This is a genomic window from Sphingobacterium bovistauri, assembly GCF_020295405.1.
GTDB lineage: Bacteria > Bacteroidota > Bacteroidia > Sphingobacteriales > Sphingobacteriaceae > Sphingobacterium > Sphingobacterium bovistauri.
Genome location: NZ_JADEYP010000004.1, coordinates 68,747 through 90,678, shown reverse-complemented (window position 1 = coordinate 90,678; position 21,932 = coordinate 68,747). Strand labels below are relative to the sequence as shown.

At 35.9% G+C, this 21,932-nt stretch carries 19 protein-coding genes; 16 read left to right on the top strand and 3 right to left on the bottom strand.

What is annotated here, in order from left to right; all coding sequences use genetic code 11:
- Positions 1-18 precede the first annotated feature (18 nt).
- Positions 19-2,901 carry a DEAD/DEAH box helicase gene (locus IPZ78_RS03520; RefSeq protein WP_225551556.1) on the top strand — a complete coding sequence of 961 codons (2,883 nt, stop codon included), beginning with the start codon at positions 19-21 and terminating at the stop codon, positions 2,899-2,901.
- A gap of 68 nt (positions 2,902-2,969) precedes the next feature.
- On the opposite strand, the gene IPZ78_RS03515 is transcribed toward IPZ78_RS03520, so the two are convergent.
- On the bottom strand, positions 2,970-3,959 hold the full coding sequence (locus tag IPZ78_RS03515) for an aspartate-semialdehyde dehydrogenase (RefSeq protein WP_225551555.1): 990 nt from the start codon (positions 3,957-3,959) through the stop codon (positions 2,970-2,972).
- A gap of 282 nt (positions 3,960-4,241) precedes the next feature.
- Between IPZ78_RS03515 and IPZ78_RS03510 the strand changes: the two genes are divergently transcribed.
- The 13 genes from IPZ78_RS03510 (at position 4,242) to trhO (ending at position 16,687) form a co-directional block, all read left to right on the top strand.
- Entirely contained in the window at positions 4,242-5,900 is a 1,659-nt protein-coding gene (locus IPZ78_RS03510) for a lamin tail domain-containing protein (RefSeq protein ID WP_225551554.1), read from the top strand.
- 25 nt (positions 5,901-5,925) lie between these two features.
- On the top strand, positions 5,926-6,870 hold the full coding sequence (locus tag IPZ78_RS03505; RefSeq protein WP_225551553.1) for an NAD-dependent epimerase/dehydratase family protein: 945 nt from the start codon (positions 5,926-5,928) through the stop codon (positions 6,868-6,870).
- Positions 6,871-6,873: 3 nt separating this feature from the next.
- Entirely contained in the window at positions 6,874-7,599 is a 726-nt protein-coding gene (locus tag IPZ78_RS03500; protein WP_225551552.1) for a YebC/PmpR family DNA-binding transcriptional regulator, read from the top strand.
- A 77-nt stretch (positions 7,600-7,676) separates the two neighbouring features.
- Positions 7,677-8,636: a hypothetical protein gene (locus tag IPZ78_RS03495; RefSeq protein WP_225551551.1), complete on the top strand. Its 960-nt coding sequence runs from the start codon at positions 7,677-7,679 to the stop codon at positions 8,634-8,636.
- 31 nt (positions 8,637-8,667) lie between these two features.
- A complete protein-coding gene (locus IPZ78_RS03490; RefSeq protein ID WP_225551550.1) occupies positions 8,668-9,411 on the top strand; it encodes a DeoR/GlpR family DNA-binding transcription regulator in 744 nt (247 codons plus the stop codon).
- 7 nt (positions 9,412-9,418) lie between these two features.
- Positions 9,419-10,858 carry a lipopolysaccharide biosynthesis protein gene (locus IPZ78_RS03485; RefSeq protein WP_225551549.1) on the top strand — a complete coding sequence of 480 codons (1,440 nt, stop codon included), beginning with the start codon at positions 9,419-9,421 and terminating at the stop codon, positions 10,856-10,858.
- Positions 10,855-11,946 carry a DegT/DnrJ/EryC1/StrS family aminotransferase gene (locus tag IPZ78_RS03480; protein WP_225551548.1) on the top strand — a complete coding sequence of 364 codons (1,092 nt, stop codon included), beginning with the start codon at positions 10,855-10,857 and terminating at the stop codon, positions 11,944-11,946. Before IPZ78_RS03485 ends, IPZ78_RS03480 begins: the two co-directional genes overlap by 4 nt.
- Positions 11,940-12,572 (top strand): acetyltransferase, encoded by a 633-nt coding sequence (locus IPZ78_RS03475; protein WP_225551547.1) that lies wholly within the window; start codon positions 11,940-11,942, stop codon positions 12,570-12,572. Before IPZ78_RS03480 ends, IPZ78_RS03475 begins: the two co-directional genes overlap by 7 nt.
- 9 nt (positions 12,573-12,581) lie before the next feature.
- Positions 12,582-13,715: a TDP-N-acetylfucosamine:lipid II N-acetylfucosaminyltransferase gene (locus tag IPZ78_RS03470; protein ID WP_225551546.1), complete on the top strand. Its 1,134-nt coding sequence runs from the start codon at positions 12,582-12,584 to the stop codon at positions 13,713-13,715.
- Between the two features lie 6 nt (positions 13,716-13,721).
- The gene (locus IPZ78_RS03465; protein ID WP_225551545.1) at positions 13,722-14,630 is read left to right on the top strand and encodes a glycosyltransferase family 2 protein; all 909 of its coding nucleotides are present in this window, start codon (positions 13,722-13,724) and stop codon (positions 14,628-14,630) included.
- Positions 14,631-14,635: 5 nt separating this feature from the next.
- Complete coding sequence (locus IPZ78_RS03460) at positions 14,636-15,388, top strand: glycosyltransferase family 2 protein (RefSeq protein ID WP_225551544.1); 753 nt, start codon at positions 14,636-14,638, stop codon at positions 15,386-15,388.
- Positions 15,369-15,608, top strand: a complete 240-nt coding sequence (locus tag IPZ78_RS03455) for a DUF3820 family protein (RefSeq protein ID WP_225551543.1) — start codon at positions 15,369-15,371, stop codon at positions 15,606-15,608. Before IPZ78_RS03460 ends, IPZ78_RS03455 begins: the two co-directional genes overlap by 20 nt.
- 92 nt (positions 15,609-15,700) lie before the next feature.
- Complete coding sequence (gene trhO, locus IPZ78_RS03450; protein ID WP_225551542.1) at positions 15,701-16,687, top strand: oxygen-dependent tRNA uridine(34) hydroxylase TrhO; 987 nt, start codon at positions 15,701-15,703, stop codon at positions 16,685-16,687.
- A 43-nt stretch (positions 16,688-16,730) separates the two neighbouring features.
- Here trhO and galE read toward each other — a convergent pair whose 3' ends face one another.
- On the bottom strand, positions 16,731-17,759 hold the full coding sequence (gene galE / locus IPZ78_RS03445) for a UDP-glucose 4-epimerase GalE (protein ID WP_225551541.1): 1,029 nt from the start codon (positions 17,757-17,759) through the stop codon (positions 16,731-16,733).
- A gap of 280 nt (positions 17,760-18,039) precedes the next feature.
- On the opposite strand from galE, the gene IPZ78_RS03440 reads away from it, so the two are divergent.
- Together IPZ78_RS03440 and IPZ78_RS03435 are read left to right on the top strand one after the other, a co-directional pair.
- On the top strand, positions 18,040-19,284 hold the full coding sequence (locus IPZ78_RS03440) for a 3-deoxy-D-manno-octulosonic acid transferase (RefSeq protein WP_225551540.1): 1,245 nt from the start codon (positions 18,040-18,042) through the stop codon (positions 19,282-19,284).
- Between the two features lie 7 nt (positions 19,285-19,291).
- Entirely contained in the window at positions 19,292-20,290 is a 999-nt protein-coding gene (locus IPZ78_RS03435; protein ID WP_225551539.1) for a WG repeat-containing protein, read from the top strand.
- 43 nt (positions 20,291-20,333) lie between these two features.
- On the opposite strand, the gene IPZ78_RS03430 is transcribed toward IPZ78_RS03435, so the two are convergent.
- Positions 20,334-21,782: a glyceraldehyde-3-phosphate dehydrogenase gene (locus tag IPZ78_RS03430; protein ID WP_225551538.1), complete on the bottom strand. Its 1,449-nt coding sequence runs from the start codon at positions 21,780-21,782 to the stop codon at positions 20,334-20,336.
- Between the last annotated feature and the right edge of the window lie 150 nt (positions 21,783-21,932).

Here is a 21,932-nt window from a genome sequence, read left to right as displayed (position 1 = left end):
GAGACATACTATAGATTGATGCAACAGATAGATTCTTCACTTCCTTACAAATTAATATTTTCAATCGGTGAACACCCCTATTTAGGCTTCCTTATTGAACCTCACATTGTACAGCTAAATCCAAACCGTAGCCTCTCACTCTCGTACAAAAGAGTTTTTACGAATACCGTAGATGAATTTGCAGATGTACTGGACGAAACAGATTATAAAATCATCAAATTGTTGGATGAAGTCGAACAAAGTAATGTCATCAAGAAGTATCACAAAAAACCCGTTCGGCCAGCAGATTATTTTAGCAAAATTTTCGATGACAAGGTTAAAGATTATATTCGTCCAAAACTAGAAAGAAAACTATTGAAGGCTCTAGAGATGATTGGTGACAAACCCATCTACCTTATGAGTAAGAAAGATGGCTACCCCGCAGAACAAAAACTAGAGATAGCGAAGCACCCCACTTCAATACTTTTTCACTTCAGAAGAAATAATGATGAAACGCGGTATTTTCCGACGTTGAAATACGATGGAAATCGTATGGAATTCATGTTCAAAAATGCGGAAGTCATCATCAATGCACAAGCTTGGTTACTGTTAGATAAAGTTCTTTATCACTTTGATCAGCCACTAGAAGGAAAAAAACTCACTCCGTTTCTCAACAAACGATACATCAGTGTTCCACATGCTACAGAGCGCAAATACTATGAATCATTTATTTCTCCACTGATTGAAAAATATTCTGTCTATGCCGAAGGTTTTGAAATCAAGACTATAAAAGAAGAAGCTGTTCCTGTTTTGACATTAAATTATATCCCAGAAGGAGAATCACATCTTCAACTATCTTTTCAATATGGTTCCTACAATTTTTCTCCCACATCAGAGCAGAAGGTTTCTGTGCGCCTATTGTATGATGATGAAAATGACGTTTATACATTTACAAGAATCAAGCGTTCCATCTTATGGGAGTCTAATCAACAAAGCTTACTTGAAGAATTAGGGCTAAGAAGAGAGGATGCTTTATTCGGAAGTTACATAACTGATTACAAACAGGCTTCAAATGTCTTTGAATGGCTAAACCAAAATCAAGAAAATTTACTATCAAAAGGATACCTTATAAAACAAGAGACTGGAGATAAGCATTTTTTCATAGGAAAAACGACATTGGATATTGAAGTCGTAGAAGACAATGATTGGTTTGATGTTCGCGCATTTGCCAATTTTGGACCCTATAAAATTCCTTTTATTCAACTTCGAGATCATATCCTTAATAGGATTCAAGAGTTTACCTTACCCAATGGGGAGATCGCTATTATCCCAGAGGAATGGTTTGCTCAATACGAGCATTTGTTTCATTTTGCTATCAAGAAAAATGGTTTACAGCTCAACAAAGCTCATATTGGTATACTCCATGAGATTTCAGAGCATACAGCTTTGACAATGAGTCGTAAACTTCAAAATCTAACCAATTTTGAAGAAATTCATAAAGCTACTCCTCCTGTTAATTTCAGTGGTAGCCTACGTCCTTACCAAGAAGCTGGTTACAACTGGTTTCATTTTCTTCAAGAATTCAAATTTGGAGGCGTACTGGCTGATGACATGGGATTGGGTAAAACCGTGCAAACTTTAGCATTATTGCAAAAACAAAAAGAAGAATTAAAAAGCACCGATCACGCCAAAACATCCTTACTGGTGTTACCAACGTCTTTAGTGTACAATTGGCAAAAAGAAGCAGATAAATTCGCGCCCGATCTACGCATATTAATGCATGTAGGCTCCAATCGTTTCAAAGACGCCTATGCGTTCACACATTTTGACTTGGTGATCACTACTTACGGTATTGTAAGAAGTGATGAAGAATTATTTAGTAAGTTTTTCTTCAACTACATTATCCTTGACGAAAGTCAAAATATTAAAAATCCGACTTCAAAGTCCTTTAAATCTATTAAATCACTAAAGGGACGTAATAAATTAGCCTTGAGTGGTACGCCTATAGAAAATTCTGTTTCGGATATTTGGTCTCAAATGCATTTTACGAACCCTGGATTGCTTGGCAGCTATTCATTCTTTCAAAAGGAATTTGTGATCCCGATCGAAAAAAAGAAGGATGAAAATACAGCTAGACGTTTGCAAGCTATAATCAAACCTTTTGTATTACGACGTACAAAGAGCCAAGTGGCCACTGAGTTACCTCCGAAGACAGAACAAATCGTTTACTGCGAAATGAATGAAGCCCAAGCTGAGATCTATGAATCTACAAAATCAGAATACCGCAACGCGCTTTTAGAAGGGGCTGTAAATGACAACGCAAAAGGAAACCAAATTGCCTTACTACAAGGTTTGACAAAATTACGCCAGCTCGCGAATCACCCAAGAATGGTCGATGCTTCCTATTCAAAAAAATCCGGCAAATTCGACGCTGTAATTAATATGTTAGAATCGATTTCTACAGAAGGTAATAAAGTCTTGATATTTTCCCAGTTTGTAAAGCATTTGGAATTGTTCAAAGAATATTTCAATACACATAAAATCCCTTTTGCCTATTTGGATGGCGCCACCAAAGACCGTGCTCAAGCCGTTCAAGAGTTTAAAGAAAATGAAGATGTTAAAATTTTCTTAATATCCATAAAAGCAGGCGGCGTGGGGCTGAACCTTACTGAAGCTGATTATGTCTTTATTTTGGATCCATGGTGGAACCCTGCCGTAGAGCAGCAAGCAATAGACCGCTCGCACCGTATTGGACAAAAAAGGAATGTTTTTATTTATAAATTCATCAGTAAAGACACCGTAGAAGAAAAGATTGTCGCATTACAAAACCGCAAAATGTCAATTGCCTCTTCCTTAATAACGACAGAAGACACTTTTGTGAAGTCGCTATCTCAGGAAGATTTGAAAGAATTACTTCGATAAAATAAAAAATGCTGCAAGAAATACTTGCAGCATTATACTAATCCCCTTTTTAAAAAGGTTATAATGTGTTAAATTAATCCTTTTTTAGCCAACAATTCTGCTACTTGAACAGCATTAGTTGCGGCACCTTTTCTCAAGTTATCAGCGACAACCCAAAGATTTACAGTTTTGTCTTGTGACTCGTCACGACGAATACGACCTACAAAAACTTCATCTTTGCCATGTGCATCCTTAGGCATTGGATACTCTAAGTTTGCAGGGTTATCTACTACGACAACACCCTCTTGCGCACGTAAAGCATCTCTCAATTCATCCAAATCAAAATCATTTTCAAACTCAATGTTTACAGACTCTGAGTGACCACCCATCACTGGAATGCGTACAGTAGTTGCTGTAACTTTAATTGAATCATCTTGCATTATTTTGTTTGTCTCCTTGATCATCTTCATCTCCTCCTTCGTATATCCATTATCTTGGAATACATCTATTTGAGGAATTACATTCAAGTCAATTTGGTAAGGATAAGCCTTTTCTCCATCTATACCTGCGCGTTCGTCATTCAACTGTTGTACAGCTTTCACACCTGTACCTGTTACCGATTGGTAGGTAGATACAACAACACGTTTGATTTTATATTTTTCATGTAATGGCTTTAATACCACTACCATTTGTATAGTCGAACAATTTGGATTCGCAATGATTTTATCATCTGCAGTTAATACATCACCATTCACTTCTGGTACTACTAATTTTTTAGTAGGATCCATACGCCAAGCCGATGAATTATCAATAACAGTGATACCTGCTTCAGCAAATAATGGAGCAAATTCAGTAGAAGTACTACCACCTGCAGAGAACAACGCTACATCGGGTTTAAGTGCAATAGCTTCCGTTGCAGTGACTACCTTATACTTCTTACCCTTGAAATCAATTTCCTTGCCCTTACTTCTTTCTGATGCTACTGGAATCAATTCTGTTACTGGGAAGTTTCGCTCCGCCAATACTGTCAACATTTCGGACCCAACTAAGCCAGTTGCGCCAACTACTGCTACTTTCATTTCTTTACAATTATTGCTTTAAATATTTGTTAATACTGGAATTTAAAATGGTCTCAAACATAATAAATTAAAATCAGTAAAACGATATAAATTTTAAATTTTCGCACCAGATAATACAATTATGTTAAAAACAACAGCGATTTTGACGTTAAAAATTATTAAAATGATAATTTTTAACCGTTTTACACGGAACAAATGCAATGTAAAAATAAATTGTAGCGAAAATTATTCTGTAAATTGCCCCCAGTAAAAAACTTATTTGCGCTGAGCTATAATTGGGTTATGAAACTATTGGTTAAGCTTTATTTACTTTCGCTTATTCTCGCATTTAATATACAGATTAAAGCATTAGCACAGAGTGCCCCTTCACTGATCATTAACGAGTTGATGATCAACCCAAACAACACAGCTTCTTTACCCCCATTTGAGTACATAGAAATATTTAATAATTCCACAGCGACAATTGACTTGAGTGAAATAATACTTCACATCAATAATAACAGTCAAATTTTGCCTAATTACAAAATTGCACCAAATCAATACATTCTACTTTGCAGTCAAGAATCTTTAGGGCAATTTTCTCGTTATGGAAATGCAGTATCGCTAATCCGATGGAGTCCGTTGAATAACACCTCTGCAACAATCAAATTGACTCAAAAAGATGTATTGATAGACGAAGTAGCGTATACTGACTCTTGGTACAATAATACCTCCAAACGAAATGGCGGATGGAGTCTAGAACGTATTAATCCGAACTGGACGTGTAATATTAACCTGAATTGGTCTGCGACAAATTCTTTAACAGGAGGATCGCCCGGTAAGCCAAATACAATTTTAAATGAGAATTTCACACCAAATATTGGTATAACTGCTTATCAAATCCAAAGGGATCAGGTATACTTAACGATAGATTTGAATAATTCTTATTTTCCAGATATTAATACTTCTTCCTTTACTATCATTGAAAACGTAGGAAAAGCAACCAAAGTAGAATTTTGGGAAAATAAGATTGTATTGACGTTTCCTACACAATTGGATGCACAAAAATTGTATACACTAAAGATTGAAAACTTAAGAGTATGCAATCTTACTATACCACCATTTGACCTCAACCTATTTGATCAAAAAGAGATTAAATCTGGTGATATTTTGGTTAACGAGATACTTTTCAATCCAAAAGAAGGGGGTGTTGACTTTGTAGAACTCTACAATCATACTGGTTTCCCTATCAACCTACAACATTTCAAACTAGGGAACCGCAGCATTTCCAGTCAATTTTTCCTTTTCGAACCTGGACAATATTTAGCAATCACGACAAACAAGAGTTCAATTATCAAACACTATCCAAATGCTTATGCTGATCGGATTTTGGAAATTGCCTCCCTTCCTCCCTATACGAATCAACGGGGCAATGTGACATTGTATTCTGACCAAAATTTACTTTTGGATTCTGTTTATTATACGGCTGAAATGCATTCAAAGCATTTAATCGACTCAAAGGGTATTTCTTTAGAACGCACAAGTTTTGATAATTTGAATTGGCACTCAGCCTCGACATTAATCGGCGGCGCTACTCCTGGTTATCAGAATTCTACTCAACAATTATCCATCTCTCAAAATAAAACATACCTAAATTCAAAAACATTTTCTCCTAATAACGATGGGTATGAAGATGAATTAACAATCAACTACGAGCTAATCAACCCAAACTATATTATCGCTGTAGAGATCTATAATGACAAAGGACAGCTTGTCAAAAAACTAGCTCATCAAAACCTATCAGGTACTAATGGCAGTGTTACATGGGATGGAGTTCATGATAATGGTAGTCCCTGTCCAAGAGGTCATTACATTTGCTTTACACAAATTTTTAACCACGAAGGGAAGACACAAAAATTTAAACAACCGTTTGTCTTAATCAACTCATTGGCAAGACATTAAAAAAGAAATAACTTTGCTGGATCATATGAAAGAAACTATAATTATACTTGGAGCAAATGGTCAGATTGGGTCTGAATTAGCATTAGCTCTTCGCCACAAATTCGGTAGACAAAACGTCATTACAACAGATATAAGACCTCCTCATGATCTAGAGGATGGCGACATTTTTGAGACGGCAAATGTATTAGATAAAGGGCTTTTAAAAGATTTATTTATCAAATACAAACCGACACAAATATATCTTTTGGCAGCGATGCTTTCGGCGACAGGAGAACAATATCCACAGAAAGCATGGGATCTAAACATGAATGGTTTACTGAATGTATTGGATCTAGCTGTAGAATTGGGAATTAAGAAAATATTTTGGCCTAGCTCAATTGCTGTTTTTGGTCCACATTCACCAAAAGTTGACACCCCACAATACTGTGTCATGGATCCTAATAGCATTTATGGGATAAGTAAATTATCTGGGGAAAGATTAGTAGAATATTACCATGCTAAATACGGATTGGACATTCGTAGTATTCGTTATCCAGGTATTATATCATGGAAAACAGCTCCAGGTGGTGGCACAACAGATTATGCTGTTCACATTTTCTTTGAGGCCTTAGCAAAAGGAAAATACGAGAGTTTCTTATCCGCTGACACTGCATTACCAATGATGTATATGGACGACGCTGTGCGTGCAACCATAGAATTAATGGATGCTCCCGCAGAGAACTTGACTATTCGCTCGAGTTACAATTTAGCAGGTATTTCATTCACTCCTACACACATTGCCCAAGAAATTAAAAAAATTCTTCCTAATTTTGAGATGTCTTATGCGGAAGGTGACCCACGTCAAGCTATTGCTGATTCTTGGCCTAAGAGTATCGATGACGAATACGCTCAAAAGGACTGGAATTGGAAGCTTGAATACAACCTACAAGATTTGACACGAGAAATGATCGAAAATCTTAAAAATAAATAAACAATGGGCAGAGCTTTCGAATTTAGAAAGGAAAGAAAATTTAAACGCTGGGCCAAAATGGCGGTCCAATTCACACGTTTAGGAAAAGAAATTGCAATCTCTGTTAAAGAAGGTGGTCCACACCCAGAAAATAACTCACGTTTGCGTACTGCTATTCAAAATGCGAAAGCAGTCAACATGCCTAAAGATCGTGTAGAGGCAGCTATCAAAAGAGCGTCAGAAAAAGACTCAAAAGGTTACGAAGAGTTTGTTTACGAAGGATATGGTCCTCACGGCGTGCCTGTATTAATTGAGACTGCGACTGATAATACGAACCGCACAGTAGCTAATGTAAGATCTTATTTCACAAAATCTGGTGGCTCACTAGGGAAAACAGGTTCTTTAGATTTTATTTTCAACCGTAAATCTATTTTTCGTTTTGCTGCAGCAGAAGATTTAGATGAAGAGGAACTAGAGTTAGAATTAATCGATGGTGGTTTAGAAGAGTTATATATAGAATCTGATGAAGAAGGAAACGACATCGTCGTTGTACAAACTTCTTTTGAAGATTTTGGCAATATGCAACGTCTTTTAGAAGGAAAAGGGGTTGAATTAAAGTCTGCAAAAACAGAACGCATAGCGCTATCCCACACTTCATTAACAGAAGAACAGGCTGCAGATGTGTTAAAACTTATTGATAAGATTGAAGAGGACGATGACGTTCAAGCAGTCTATCACAACATGGATTAATCATTCTTAATAGCAAAAAATAAAAAAGAGGGCAAGACCCTCTTTTTTATTATCTATTCTATTCGTTAACTTTGGGAATGCTCACATTCGAAGAATTCTTCACAAAGAAAAAAATTGATCTATCTGCTTTAAGAAATGCAGATAACTCTCTATTTATAGAATTTGAAGAGCATTACCAGCAAATGGGAGAAAAAAGTTTCGATCACAGCAAAAAATTTTGGTTTAATCGATTACGCAAAACTCACCCGCTATTGGACGTAGAGGTATTATCTCCTAAGAAAGAAACGATAGATACACATCAGAATGAAAGTGTAGTCTCTACATCTAATGAAGAAAAAAAGATAGTAAAACCAGCTGGTTTTAAACCTAGATTTAAGGCTCCAGCTATAGAAGCTAGTGATAAAGATACAAGTCCAAATAGAACTCTTGATGAAAATAAAGCTGTAGAAACTTCTAATGAACAGACTAGTAAGCCTGCTGGTTTCAAGCCTCGTTTCAAAACAGGAATCACTAAACCTGCTACAGAGGAGAATAGCTCAGAGCAAACTGATCTAACAAGTAAATCAGAAGAAAACATTCCCGAACCAGCAAATAAGCCTGCCGGATTCAAACCGCGTTTTAAAGCGGGAATAACTAAAGCTGCTACAGAAGAGAATAATGCAGAGCAAACTGATCTAACAAGTAAATCAGAAGAAAATATTCCCGAACCAGAAAATAAGCCTGCTGGATTCAAACCGCGTTTTAAGGCGGGAATAACTAAAGCTGTTACAGAAGAGAATAAATCAGAGCAAACTGATATAACAAGTAAATCAGAAGAAAATATTCCCGAACCAGAAAATAAGCCTAACGGATTCAAACCGCGTTTTAAAGCGGGAATAACTAAAGCTGTTACAGAAGAGAATAATGCAGAGCAAACTGATCTAATAAATAAATCAGAAGAAAGTATTCCCGAACCAGCAAATAAGCCCGCCGGATTCAAACCGCGTTTTAAGGCTGGCATAACAAAAACAAAGCCTACAAACGAAGGCAATTCCTAAAATTGTAACCAAATATATTAATATTTAAATCATGCTTAAAGAAGAAAGACAAGCGTATATTATTCATCAAATAAATCTGCATAACAAAGTATTATCCTCAGATTTGAGTATTCAACTGAATGTATCTGAAGATACAATTCGTCGCGATTTGAATGAATTAGCAGAGAATGGTCAAGTAATCAAAGTTTACGGCGGGGCCTTATCTAAATCTTTCCAATATCCTTTTCAAGAAGGTAATGTTTATGCCAAAGAGGGGAAAAAGGAAATTGCTTTAAAGGCGCTTTCATTAATTACTTCAGGTATGACCGTATTAATTGGTGGCGGCACAACCATGATTGAGTTGGCACGTTTAATACCAAATGATTTACAATGTACTTTTTTTACAATAAGCCCTTTAGTAGCTTTAGAATTAGCTGAAAAAGATAATATTGAAGTTTTCTTATTAGGTGGAAAACTATCTCGCAATACGAACATTGTAACAGGATCTCAGGTAATTAACGAATTATCTGACTTACGTGTGGATCTTTGTTTGTTAGGTACCAATAGCCTCTCACTTGAAGAGGGTATTACAGATTCGGATTGGGAAGTTGTACAGATCAAACGTGCTATGATCAAATGTTCGAAATCATTGGCTATACTGAGTATTGCCGAAAAATTAAACTCCAATCAAAAGATGCGTGTAGCACCATTGAAAGAGGTGTCGTATTTGGTCACTGACCTAGACATCAACGATCATCGATTGAAGAACTTTGTAAATCAAATAAAAGTTATTTAAAAAGTCAATGTCAACTCGGAAGAAAGCTGTTTCAGGCATTTTTTGGACCTTTACAGACGCCATATTATTAAAAGGCCTGTCACTTGTTTCTTTCTACATATTAAATAGACTTCTTACGCCAGAAGACTATGGATTGAATGGTATCTTAATCATTTTTATTAGTATAGGAGCGACTATCGTAGAAGGCGGTCTGAGTAATTCATTAATCAGATCCGACAATCCAACGAAGAAAGATTATTCAACAGTATTCTGGATGAATATTCTTACTTCCTTACTGTTATACATCATTCTATATATTTCGATTCCTTATATAGTTGATTATATTAATAAACCCATACCTATAGATATTCTACGTATTAGTTGTCTTAGTATCATAATATCTAGCTTTACTACTGTTCAGTTAGCACAACTAACGAAAAAGATGGAGTTTAGAAAACTTATGATTACTAATATCCCATCAGCCGTCCTTAGTCCTATTATAGGTGTCGGCCTAGCATATTATGGCTATGGCGTCTGGGCCCTAGTAGCCATGGTAATTGCTACCCCACTATTTCAAAGTATCGCATTGTGGATCGCGTCCAAATGGAGGCCTTCATTTATTTTTGACAAGGATGTAGCCAAATACCATTTTTCATTTGGCTACAAATTGCTGCTTTCGTCACTATTAGACACTATTTTTAAAAATATCTATTCTTTCATTATTGGCAAACGTTATACTTTAAGCTCTTTAGGTAACTACGAAAGGGCTATGACGTTGAATGGTTATCCTACAAATATCTTGATCACAATAGTATCCAAAGTTACATATCCACTATTGTCAGATATCAAAAATAATAAAGAAGAGATTTCTAATGCCTACCGTCAAATCTTACGTGTCTGTCTATACATCAGTGCCCCACTCATGGTTGGATTGGCGGCAACTGCTCCTAGTCTAATTCATTTTCTAATGGGCGATCAGTTCACTCAAGCTATACCATATTTCCAAATTCTGTGTTTAGCAAGTCTATTGTACCCTATTCACTCTATTAATCTTAATGTGCTAAAAGTCTATGGCCGTTCTGATTTATTCTTGAAACTGGAAGTAATAAAGAAAATTATAACCATTATTTGTATAGCCCTAGGGTGGAGTTATGGTATATACGGGCTCCTTTGGAGTGCCGTAGCATCTTCTGCCTTATCATTATTTGTAAACACATACTATAGCGAACAGTTAATCAAATATTCAACAAAACAGCAGTTATTAGAAATGGTGCCTACCTTATTAGCTACAGCAGCAATGTATGTAATCATTCTCTTTGTCTCACAACATACGATAACATTTCCGACGTTGTTACAGATTTTCATTAACTTTATTGCTGGATTAATAGGATATATAGCAATAAGCTATATTTTTCAATTGACGTCTTTTAAATTTCTGCTTAAAACAATAAAAAATTATCGCTCATGATTCAAGTTACTAAGCCTTTCTTGCCTCCGATAGAAGACTATAAAGAATATATTGATAAAATCTGGAATAGGCAATGGTTAACAAACATGGGACCACTTTCTAGTGATCTTGAAATGCGATTGAAAGAGTTTTTAAAACTCGATCATTTATTATTTGTTACAAACGGAACTATCGCTCTACAGTTAGCAATAAAAGCTTTAGAATTAAAAGGTGATATCATAACTACTCCTTTTTCCTTTGTAGCGACGACAAGTAGCATTGTTTGGGAAGGCTGTAATCCTATTTTTGTTGACATCGATGAGCGATCACTAAATATTGATCCTTCAAAAATTGAAGCCGCAATCACTGAAAACACCTCTGCTATACTAGCAACTCACGTCTATGGTAATCCTTGTGACATCGATGCAATACAAAAGATTGCTGATAAATATAAATTAAAGGTAATATATGATGGAGCGCATGCTTTCTCCGTTAATTACAAAGGAAAATCCATTTTCGAGTATGGTGATATTAGTATCTGTTCTTTGCACGCAACAAAGTTATACCATTCCACTGAAGGCGGATTAGTAATCACCAAAGACCCTACGCTACTGAAAAAAGTAGCACTGATGCGTAATTTCGGCATATCTGATTTTAACAAATTTGGTGATTTAGGTATCAATGGTAAAAATTCGGAATTTCATGCAGCAATGGGATTAGCAAATCTCAAATATATCAACCAAATCATTGAAAAAAGAAGAGAGCTTACGCTCCAGTATAATACTTCTTTAAAGACAGTAAAAGGATATACTCCAAAATGGAATGAATTCTCTAATCCCAACTTTGCCTATTACCCTGTTGTATTCGAAACAGAACAACTCTTATTAAATGTGATGGCTGAGTTGGAAAAAAATCAAATCTTTACAAGAAGATATTTCTATCCATCACTAGCCAAAGCCCTACCCTACTTGGCTCCTCAAGATTTAGCCCAAGCAGACAGTATTGCCAAGAGAGTACTGTGTTTGCCGTTGTATTTTGATCTTACTATAGAAGAAATTAACTTCATCTCAAGAATAATATTACGAACACAAAATAATACAGAATGGTAATATTAGGGGCTGGTGGTTTTGCCAAAGAAATACTTCAAACTTTAGAAAAGAATCTTTCTATCGAAGAAATAGTCTTCTTTGATGATGTATCTCTGTTATCACCCAATGACATCTTTAACAAATACCCTATTCTAAGATCAAAAGAAGAATTAAAAAATTACTTTGAGACAAAAGGTCCAAATTTTGTCCTAGGTCTTGGAAACCCCAAATTACGAGCTATGATGGCAGATTTAGCAAAAAATCTAGGAGGAATACTATCTAACGCTATCGACCCTAACGCTACCATAGGCGAATACTGTTCCATTGGAAATGGCGCTACCATATTAAGCCAAGCCTGCATAAGTAATAGTGCACAAATTGGCGAGGCAGCACTTATATATTACAACTGTATTGTCACACATGATTGTCATATAGGCGATTATGTAGAATTGTCTCCAGGTTCAACGCTACTTGGTCGGGTCAAAGTAGGCAACTTCACTCAAGTAGGTGCAAATGCGACTATATTACCAGGTGTTTGTATTGGGGATAATTGTATAATCGGTGCTGGAGCTATTGTAACTAAAGATGTACCAGACAATCAGATCGTAGTTGGTAATCCCGCAAAATTCCTCAAGTACAACAGTTGATTCAACGCAATGAATTTACATATTTTTCACGATGACAAATTTACCAATGGTGGTATAGAACAATTTGAGAATTACTTCCCTAAGCAAAACATCTATATACTATTACTTTATAACGATAAGACACCAAAATATACCATATCACATCCTGATATATTGATTTTTCATATCAGAGATAAGAATTTAGTGCTCAAAATTCGTGAAGTTGTAGGTGAGAAAAATGTTAAAAATCTCTTCATCCATTATTTGGATACCTTCAAGGCTTCAATCACATCAAAGATCCTATCGCAAAATTCTACTTTAAAAGTATACTGGATATTCTATGGAGGCGATTTATACGACTATTTAAGTAAGTACCATCAATATGATATCATTGATGATAAGTCAATACAGAAAACAACGGTCAAAGAAAGTATTGTCAAAACAATAAAGTATTTGCTTTGGTTTGGCTGGACACCCAAGGCAGGGATGGATCGTTTCTTCAAGAGATTAGATTTTTTTTGCTTTTGGAACGAGTTTGATTATGAGCTCTTTAAATCAAAAACAAAAAGTAACGCAAACTATAAAAACTTTGTATATATAAATGCTTTAGGAGACTCTAATTTCCCAACGACACAAAAGTCAAATACGATAATGATTAACCATTCTGCATCAATTACAGGTAATCATTCTTTTGTATTGGACTCAATAAAGAGCTTACCACTTAAAGAAAACAATTACAACCTATTGCTACCGCTTAGTTATGGAAATGAAAACTATGCAAATGAAATAGAGATTTATGCAAAAAACAACATTATAACTGACATAACCAGTTTGCGTTCTTTTATGCCTCTAAATGAATATCAAAATCTACTATCGACCGTGAAAATAGCAATATTCGGCATGCGAAGACAGGAGGCTGCTGGCAATATTTTCCAACTCATCAATATGGGTACAAAAGTTTTTTTACGAGAAGAAAATACACTTTTACAGTGGTTAAGAAAAAGAGACTTTATTGTATTTTCTTTAGAAAACGAATACGATGAACTATCCAATCTAGATGGATTATTCGATGATCAGATTCAGCACAACAAAGACTGTTATAAAAAAGTCTTTAATGATAAAATATTTACAGAAATGATGCATAACTTAATGATCACTGATTAGAAACACATGTCAATGCTAGCACCCATCATCATATTTACCTACAATAGGCCACAACATACACGTCGTATGTTGGGAGCGTTGGAAAAGGCTGATCTGGCTCAAGAATCTAATGTATTCATTTTTTCAGATGGGGCGAAAAATGCAGATGCCGTCGATGATGTAAATAAAGTTCGCGCTATCATTGCAGAACCTTGGAACTTTAAAAATATTACCATTATCGAACGAGAACGTAATATTGGGTTAGCTGAAAATGTAATCAACGGTGTCTCAGAAGTGATTGAAAGATACGGCAAAGTCATTGTATTAGAGGATGATTTACAAATTTCTAAAGTAGGATTACGCTTCTTTAATGATGCATTGGATACTTATGAAAACGAAGAAAAAGTCATGGAGATAAGTGGCTTTATGTATCCAGTGAAAGATGCGGACAAATTAGCTGAGACTTTTTTCTTTCGCGTAGCGAATAGTTGGGGGTGGGCAACTTGGGCTCGCGCTTGGAACAAATACAATGCAAACATAGACGAATTAATTGCTGATTTTGATAAAGACAAAATTAAAAGATTTAGTATTGACCACACTGAAAACTTTTGGAAACAAGTACAAGACTTTAAGGCTGGGAAGATCAACTCTTGGGCTATTCGTTGGTATCTGACATTGTTTAACAACGATGGATTGACTTTGTACCCACGACAATCGATAATTCAAAACATGGGGACAGATGGTTCGGGCACTCATTCAGATGCAGATAATGCCTATCACGTGGAACTTGCGACCCACGCAGTGACCTTCTTTCCAAAAGAAATCGTAGAAAATAAAGAAGCTTACGAAGCAATTAAGTATTTTTACAAACATCGCAAAGGTTCATTATGGGCTAGAGCCGTACGATTTGCAAAGAAGCATTGGAATAAAAAATAATTAAAGTGACGTCGCCAAAAATATCCATAATCACCATTGTGTACAACAATGTACGTGATATCGAACATACGATTCTTTCTGTTATCAATCAGACATATACCAACATTGAATATATTATTATCGATGGTGCATCTACTGATGGTACCTTAGATATTATTCACAAATACCGAGGAAGTATAGATGTACTAGTTTCAGAGAAAGATAGTGGCATCTACGACGCCATGAACAAGGGCTTAACTAGAGCTACTGGCGATTATGTGTTATTTCTGAACTCCGGAGACGAATTGTACGATAATAATACCATCCAAACGATCGTGGATAAAGGAAATGGTGCAGATATCATCTATGGTGAAACAAAATTGGTAGATGAAGGACGAAACATTGTTGGTGATCGCCGTCATAAAGCACCCAATCATTTTGACTGGAAATCCTTTCAATATGGCATGAATGTGTGTCATCAAGCCATTTATGTCAAACGCGACATTGCAGAACCTTATGACCTTCAATACAAGCTCAGTGCTGATGTAGATTGGGTAATTCGTGCCGCTAAAAATGCCAAAACTACACAAAATGTCAACTGTTATGTTGCGCGTTATTTAGTGGGTGGTATGTCTCAAAAACGACATAAACAAAGTTTAAAAGAACGTTATGCTATTTTCGAGAAACATTATGGCACAGTTCAGAATTGGATCAATCATGGTATTATCGCTTTAAGACTTATCAAACACAGACTCGTACATGGCAAAACAAGAGAGTAACGATTTTTTTAATCCTGAAATACTTATTGAACTTGCAAACACAAAAATGCCTTTTGGTAAATATCAAGGCTGGCTACTTTGTCGATTACCAGAACCTTACTTAGTATGGTTTCACAAAAAAGGATTTCCTCCAGGAAAATTAGGCACACAATTAGCGACTTTATATGAAATCAAATTAAACGGTTTGGAGTACTTATTGACTCCACTTATTAAAAAGTAATTGCGCTCATTTTTCGTCGCATACTTTTTCTTATCTTTGCATCAATTTATTTTTTAACATTAAACGCCGTTTGCAGCGGTATCAATGAATATATGGCACAATATCAAACTCTGCTGTACTATTGCTACAGCCCTATCGAAAATGCAGAACAGTTTGCTGCAGATCACTTAGAATTTTGTAAATCGCTAAACCTTGTAGGACGTATCATCGTAGCTGACGAAGGATTGAATGGCACTGTATCGGGTACTCCAGAAGCCTGTAAGGCTTACATGGACGCTATATATGCAGATGGCAGATTCAATCACACGGAGTTTAAGATTGATGATGTTGAAGAACTTTCATTCATAAAAATGCACTGTCGTTATAAAGAGGAAATCGTTCATTCTGGTTTACGCGATCCCAAAGTTATCGATCCCAATAAACAAACGGGAAAACATCTGGAGCCGAAAGATTTCATGGCAATGAAAGACCAAGATGATGTAGTTATTTTGGACGTGCGTTCAAATTACGAGCATTCGGTAGGTCGTTTCAAAAATGCCGTTACTTTAGATATCGAAAATTTCCGTGAATTCCCAGAGAAAGTAAAAGAATTAGAACACCTGAAAGGCAAAAAAATCCTTACTTATTGTACCGGTGGTATTAAATGTGAAAAAGCATCTGCACTATTATTAAAAGAGGGTTTTGAAGATGTTTATCAATTACATGGCGGCATCATCAAATACGGTAAAGAAGCTGGTGGTAAAGACTTTGAAGGTGATTGTTATGTCTTTGATAATCGTGTTACCGTTCCTGTCAATTCAGTAAACCCTAGTATTATTTCTACCTGTCGTAACTGTGGTACGACGACCAACAAAATGATCAATTGTGCTAATGCAAAATGTAACGAGCATTTCACACAATGCGACGAATGTGGCTCTAAATTAGATGGATGTTGTTCAACAGCATGTCAATCTGTTCCTGACAAGAGAGAATACGATGGCACTGGTTATTATGTGAAAGTTCCTCAGCCAGTTAATGTCGAGAAAATTTCAAAAAGAAAACACAAAAACTTCCCTACAGGGAATAAAATAGAAGCATAACAAAATAGCCTTGACAATTGTCAAGGCTATTTTGTTTATCGATCTAATCTAAAGGATTGTCCTTAATATATTTTTCCCATGCCCAAGCTGAACTCATCATTTCTTCAATACCTAGCTCCGCTTTCCAACCTAATTTTTCTGTAGACTTCACCACATCTCCATATACCTTCACAATATCACCCTCTCTACGAGGTCCCACTTCATAATTCAAAGGTTGACCTGACACTTTCTCAAAGGCTTTGATAGCTTCCAAAACCGAATATCCATTCCCTGTGCCGACGTTAAAAGTATCATATTTACCAGCTGGATTTCCTGCTTCTAACAATTTAATCGCAGCAACATGTGCTTTCGCCAAATCAACAACATGTATAAAATCACGAATACAAAATCCATCAGGTGTATCGAAATCATTTCCAAATACGGTTAACTTTTCACGCTTTCCAATTGCTGTTTGCGTAATGAAAGGTAGCAAATTTTGAGGAACGCCATTCGGCAATTCACCAATGAGCGCAGAATCATGTGCCCCTACAGGGTTGAAATAACGTAAAGCAATGATATTATAATTATCGTACGCATTAGCTGTTTCTTCCAAGATCTCCTCCGCAATTTGCTTCGTATTACCGTAAGGTGAAGTAGCTTTCTTTACAGGTGCTGCCTCATCTACAGGCAAGTAATCGGGCTCGCCATAAACTGTACAACTTGACGAAAAAACAAAGTTGATTGGTTTATCGCGGTAGCTATTCAATAAGTTGATTAGCGAAAAGAAGTTGTTATGGTAATATTTTAATGGATCTAATACTGACTCTCCTACCGCTTTAGAAGCCGCAAAATGAATAATACCTTTGATGTCAGGATTCGCTTCGATAAAAGCTGTAGTTTTGGTGACATCACACAGATCGAATTGATGAAATTCCGGCTTCACACCAATGATTTTCTCAATTTGATCCAAAATTTGAATATTTGAATTAGATAAATTGTCAATGATAACAGGTGTATATCCCGCATTGTGTAATTCAACAACAGTATGCGAACCTATGTATCCTGTTCCTCCCGTTACTAAAATTTTACTCATAATGTTTATATATCTATTTATTATATGATTTCTTATAAAATGTTCGCAAAGTACATAACATACCCATCCCCATAATAATTTTTACAGATTCTTGGTAGTGATGTTTCAGTTGAATGTAGCTTGAAATAGTTGTAAAAAACAGGTTCTTAAGTTGAGCTTCGGCGCAATCTTCCTTTCCATCCTTGCTTAAGCGTTTGCAAACTCTATTTTGCACTGTGTCTACGTTTAGAAAAGGTTTAATATCTTTATCTTTGACGAATATAAGTATTATTTTAACAATATGCGATTATTATACGACCTTGGAATATGGCTTTACGGTATAGTATTACACCTAATATCGCCATTTCATCCAAAAGCAAAACTGTGGACAAATGGTCGAAAAGACATCTTGAAACGCATCAGTCAAACGGTTGAGCATGGGCAAAAACACATCTGGTTTCACTTTGCCTCTTTAGGAGAATTTGAGCAAGGAAGATCCGTTTTAGAGCAGATAAAAACTAAATTTCCTGACGAAAAAATAATACTAACATTTTTTTCACCCTCTGGTTTTGAGATCCGCAAGAATACAAATCTCGCAGATTATGTTTTTTACTTACCAGAAGATACATCTAAAAATGCGAAAGCATTTATTGATATTATTCAACCAAAATTTGTGATTTTCACCAAATATGAATACTGGTATCATTACTTTAAAGAACTCAAAAAACGAGATATCCGCTTACTTATGATTTCCGCTATATTTCGCGAGGATCAAATCTTCTTTAAACCTTACGGCGGCTTCTTTCGATCTATATTACATCATGTGTCCTATTTTTTCGCACAAAACATGGATTCCGTTCATATGTTGAAATGGATTAATATCACTAAGGCCGGTCTAGCGGGCGATACGCGTTTTGATCGCGTGGTTGAGTTGCCTAACCAACACAAAACTATTCCACAAGTAGAAAAATTTTGTCGCGCAAATAAAATTATTGTAACTGGTAGTACTTGGAAACCTGACGAAGAACTATTGAAGCAACTCGCGAATGATAATCCACAATGGAAATTTATTCTAGCCCCACACGAGATACATAAAGGACACATTGACGATATAGTTAAACTATTTGGTGATGTATTGTTGTTTTCACAATTCGAATCCTATACAGAGGAACAAATCCAAAGCAGCAAAATTTTGATCGTTGACAATATTGGCATGCTATCATCGTTGTATTATTATGCGGACATCACCTATATTGGAGGAGGATTTGGTGTCGGAATACACAACACATTGGAGGCCGCTACTTATGGTAAACCTATCATTTTTGGTCCGAAATATGAAAAGTATCAAGAGGCCATTGATTTAGTTACTTTAATAGCTGGATTTTCAATTTCTAATTACGAAGAACTAAAACAGGTATTTGACTCCCTGCAAGAGGAACAATTCTTAAAAGAAGCCAGTGAATCAGCCAAAAAATATGTGCAACAACGCGCTGGCGCTACACAGATTATTATGAAATATCTGGAGACAGAGAGATTGTTAAATTGATAAACATATGCGTCACATTCTTGTTTTAATTTCACTTCTATTAGCCTTTAATTATGTGCTAGCTCAGGATACTTTGTACTTTTTCTATGCAAATGAAGATAGTACTAAAGTGGGTGTAAGAAATCACAAAGGACAAGTTTTAATAACTCCTGTTCAATACTTTCTTTATGTCGATGAATCCAAATCGATAACCGATGAAACTATTGACTTTGAAGGCATTCGAGCACCATTTGCAGGTGTTAAAAACTCACCAGCGATTCCCACAGGAGCAGTCTATAATCGAAATGGAGAGTTTTTGTATTCCGCACAATCATTTGATAATGGTATGGATTATTGGGAGGAGGGCTTAAGAAGGTTTGTTGAAAATAATAAAATTGGCTTTGTAAATCGCTCCGGTGAAAAAGTTATTCCTGCATGTTGGGGTTTTGCGACACCTTTCCACTATGGGTATGCCACAGTATTTGAAGGTAACCTATATCGAAAGTATGATGAGGGTGGCGAACATTGGAGTATAGCAGGTGATACTTTAAGGTATCTTATTAATCAAAAAGGAAAACGCGTATTTCCAAGTAATACAAAGAGACACCCAAAAGATTATTTTTATGAAGGAAAATATTATCCTTATCCTTTTTCTTACTCAGAGGAAGAAACCCAAATGTTATCAAGATTTAATGTCGACATTGTAGGAATATCATTTTTATTCGAGAGTAATCAATATCGATATATCTATTCACCGGTGCAGTTAGAAATTACTGAAAGACCTAATAACTATAGAAAATATCATAGGGTGACAGTTTTTGATAAAAATCAAAGTCAGACTTACAACGGGGAGATTTTTGTTGATTCCGTAAATAAGGAGTGTTATATATTAGACTATTATAGTAATAAAATTCCTTTGCGAGAAGCAATGATGAGTAAACTGATAGAAATACTGCGTACTGATATTCTTCCTGAAACTCGAAAAATAGCCGAACAAGAACTTAAAAGATTAAAAAGCCATCCCTAGAGATGGCTTTCATTATATTAAAAAATTGAAAATTGGACAACTGTTAATAATATGTATAGCGGCGTACACCGGCTACGTGGCGAGCTAATCGCATAACTTGGTGCGTATAACCATATTCATTATCATACCACACGTACAATACGGCATTCTTGCCGTCTGGCGAGACAATTGTCGCTGGTGCATCGTATACTGATGCCGCTGTAGTGCCTACAATATCTGAAGAAACAAGTTCATCGTTATTTGAAAATTTAATCTGTTCGATTAAATGCCCATCTAATGATGCTTCTCTTATTAAAGCATTAACCTCGTCCAATGATATTTTCTTCTTCAGCTGTAAATTAAGAATTGCTAAAGAACCATTAGGAACGGGTACACGGATAGCATTAGATGTAAGTTTACCTGCTAGTTCTGGCAAAACCTTTGATACTGCCGAACCTGCACCTGTCTCCGTGATAACCATATTTAATGCCGCAGCACGTCCTCTCCGAGACTTTTTGTGCATATTGTCCACCAAATTTTGGTCATTAGTATAAGAATGTATAGTTTCGATATGTCCTTGACTTATACCAATACGGCTGTGTATCACATCTAAAACAGGGGAAATAGCATTGGTTGTACAAGATGCTGCAGAAAAAATCATATTGTTTTCTGTATCGATCATATCCGTATTCACGCCATAAACAATATTAGGAATACCTTTTCCTGGAGCTGTCAATAACACTTGACTTGCACCTTTGGACACTAAATGTCTTGCTAATTCTTCGTCATCACGAAAAGCTCCTGTATTATCAATTATTAGCGCATTGTGAATATTGAACTGTGTATAATCAATTTCTTCTGGACTTTTAGCAGAAATAATATACACTGTCGCTCCATTGATAACTAGTGCACCCTTTTCTTCATCAATTGTTACCGTACCTTCAAATTCTCCGTGAATAGAATCATTCTGTAATAAAGCCGCACGCTTAAACAAGGTTTTCTGATTTACTTGGTCTCGAGTTACGATCGCACGTAGGCGCAATTGATGTCCTGCCCCAGCCTTCGTGATTAACTCACGTGCTAACAAACGCCCGATACGACCAAACCCATACAAAACTACATCACGTGGCTCGAATGATTTATGCTCTTTTGCAGAAATTAGTTCATTTTTGATAAAATATAATAGCTGATCATCGTCGATGTCCTGTTCGCGAATTTTCAAGGCTAATTTTCCGATATCAATACGTGAAGGTGATAACTTGAGATTTTGAATTGTTTCAGCCACTTGTAGTGTCGCAAAAATACTTATAGGCTCAACAGAAAGTTCTTTAGACTCTTCGTGCAAATTGAGAATTTGGCTCACACGGCGATCCACCATTTGGTTGCGGAAAAAGATGAGTTCTATCGTATGATTGAACCACAGATCGCTTACAATTTTGATAAGCTTTACAGCTGCATTTTGCTTGTGTTTATAACTTTTGATCTCTGCTTCAAAAGTTGCTTGTTGTATCATAAAATAATAGGGTTATTATGACACAAACTTAGGTATATTGTGTATTCTACACCAAACTAATTTTATTTTTAATAATTTTTCACCTCACGCAGTATGATATTTTGCTATTTTAACAAAAAATCAGGTGTATAAGTATCAAAAATTGAATTT

Coding starts and splice junctions, on each gene's coding strand:
- trhO (WP_225551542.1), top strand. CDS start 15,701: ATGGCACAATATCAAACTCTGCTGTACTATTGCTACAGCCCTATCGAA.
- galE (WP_225551541.1), bottom strand. CDS start 17,759: ATGAGTAAAATTTTAGTAACGGGAGGAACAGGATACATAGGTTCGCAT.
- IPZ78_RS03515 (WP_225551555.1), bottom strand. CDS start 3,959: ATGAAAGTAGCAGTAGTTGGCGCAACTGGCTTAGTTGGGTCCGAAATG.
- IPZ78_RS03470 (WP_225551546.1), top strand. CDS start 12,582: ATGAATTTACATATTTTTCACGATGACAAATTTACCAATGGTGGTATA.
- IPZ78_RS03495 (WP_225551551.1), top strand. CDS start 7,677: ATGCTCACATTCGAAGAATTCTTCACAAAGAAAAAAATTGATCTATCT.
- IPZ78_RS03485 (WP_225551549.1), top strand. CDS start 9,419: ATGTCAACTCGGAAGAAAGCTGTTTCAGGCATTTTTTGGACCTTTACA.
- IPZ78_RS03505 (WP_225551553.1), top strand. CDS start 5,926: ATGAAAGAAACTATAATTATACTTGGAGCAAATGGTCAGATTGGGTCT.
- IPZ78_RS03500 (WP_225551552.1), top strand. CDS start 6,874: ATGGGCAGAGCTTTCGAATTTAGAAAGGAAAGAAAATTTAAACGCTGG.
- IPZ78_RS03430 (WP_225551538.1), bottom strand. CDS start 21,782: ATGATACAACAAGCAACTTTTGAAGCAGAGATCAAAAGTTATAAACAC.
- IPZ78_RS03455 (WP_225551543.1), top strand. CDS start 15,369: ATGGCAAAACAAGAGAGTAACGATTTTTTTAATCCTGAAATACTTATT.
- IPZ78_RS03520 (WP_225551556.1), top strand. CDS start 19: ATGCAACAGATAGATTCTTCACTTCCTTACAAATTAATATTTTCAATC.
- IPZ78_RS03435 (WP_225551539.1), top strand. CDS start 19,292: ATGCGTCACATTCTTGTTTTAATTTCACTTCTATTAGCCTTTAATTAT.
- IPZ78_RS03440 (WP_225551540.1), top strand. CDS start 18,040: ATGCGATTATTATACGACCTTGGAATATGGCTTTACGGTATAGTATTA.
- IPZ78_RS03490 (WP_225551550.1), top strand. CDS start 8,668: ATGCTTAAAGAAGAAAGACAAGCGTATATTATTCATCAAATAAATCTG.
- IPZ78_RS03465 (WP_225551545.1), top strand. CDS start 13,722: ATGTCAATGCTAGCACCCATCATCATATTTACCTACAATAGGCCACAA.
- IPZ78_RS03475 (WP_225551547.1), top strand. CDS start 11,940: ATGGTAATATTAGGGGCTGGTGGTTTTGCCAAAGAAATACTTCAAACT.
- IPZ78_RS03480 (WP_225551548.1), top strand. CDS start 10,855: ATGATTCAAGTTACTAAGCCTTTCTTGCCTCCGATAGAAGACTATAAA.
- IPZ78_RS03510 (WP_225551554.1), top strand. CDS start 4,242: ATGAAACTATTGGTTAAGCTTTATTTACTTTCGCTTATTCTCGCATTT.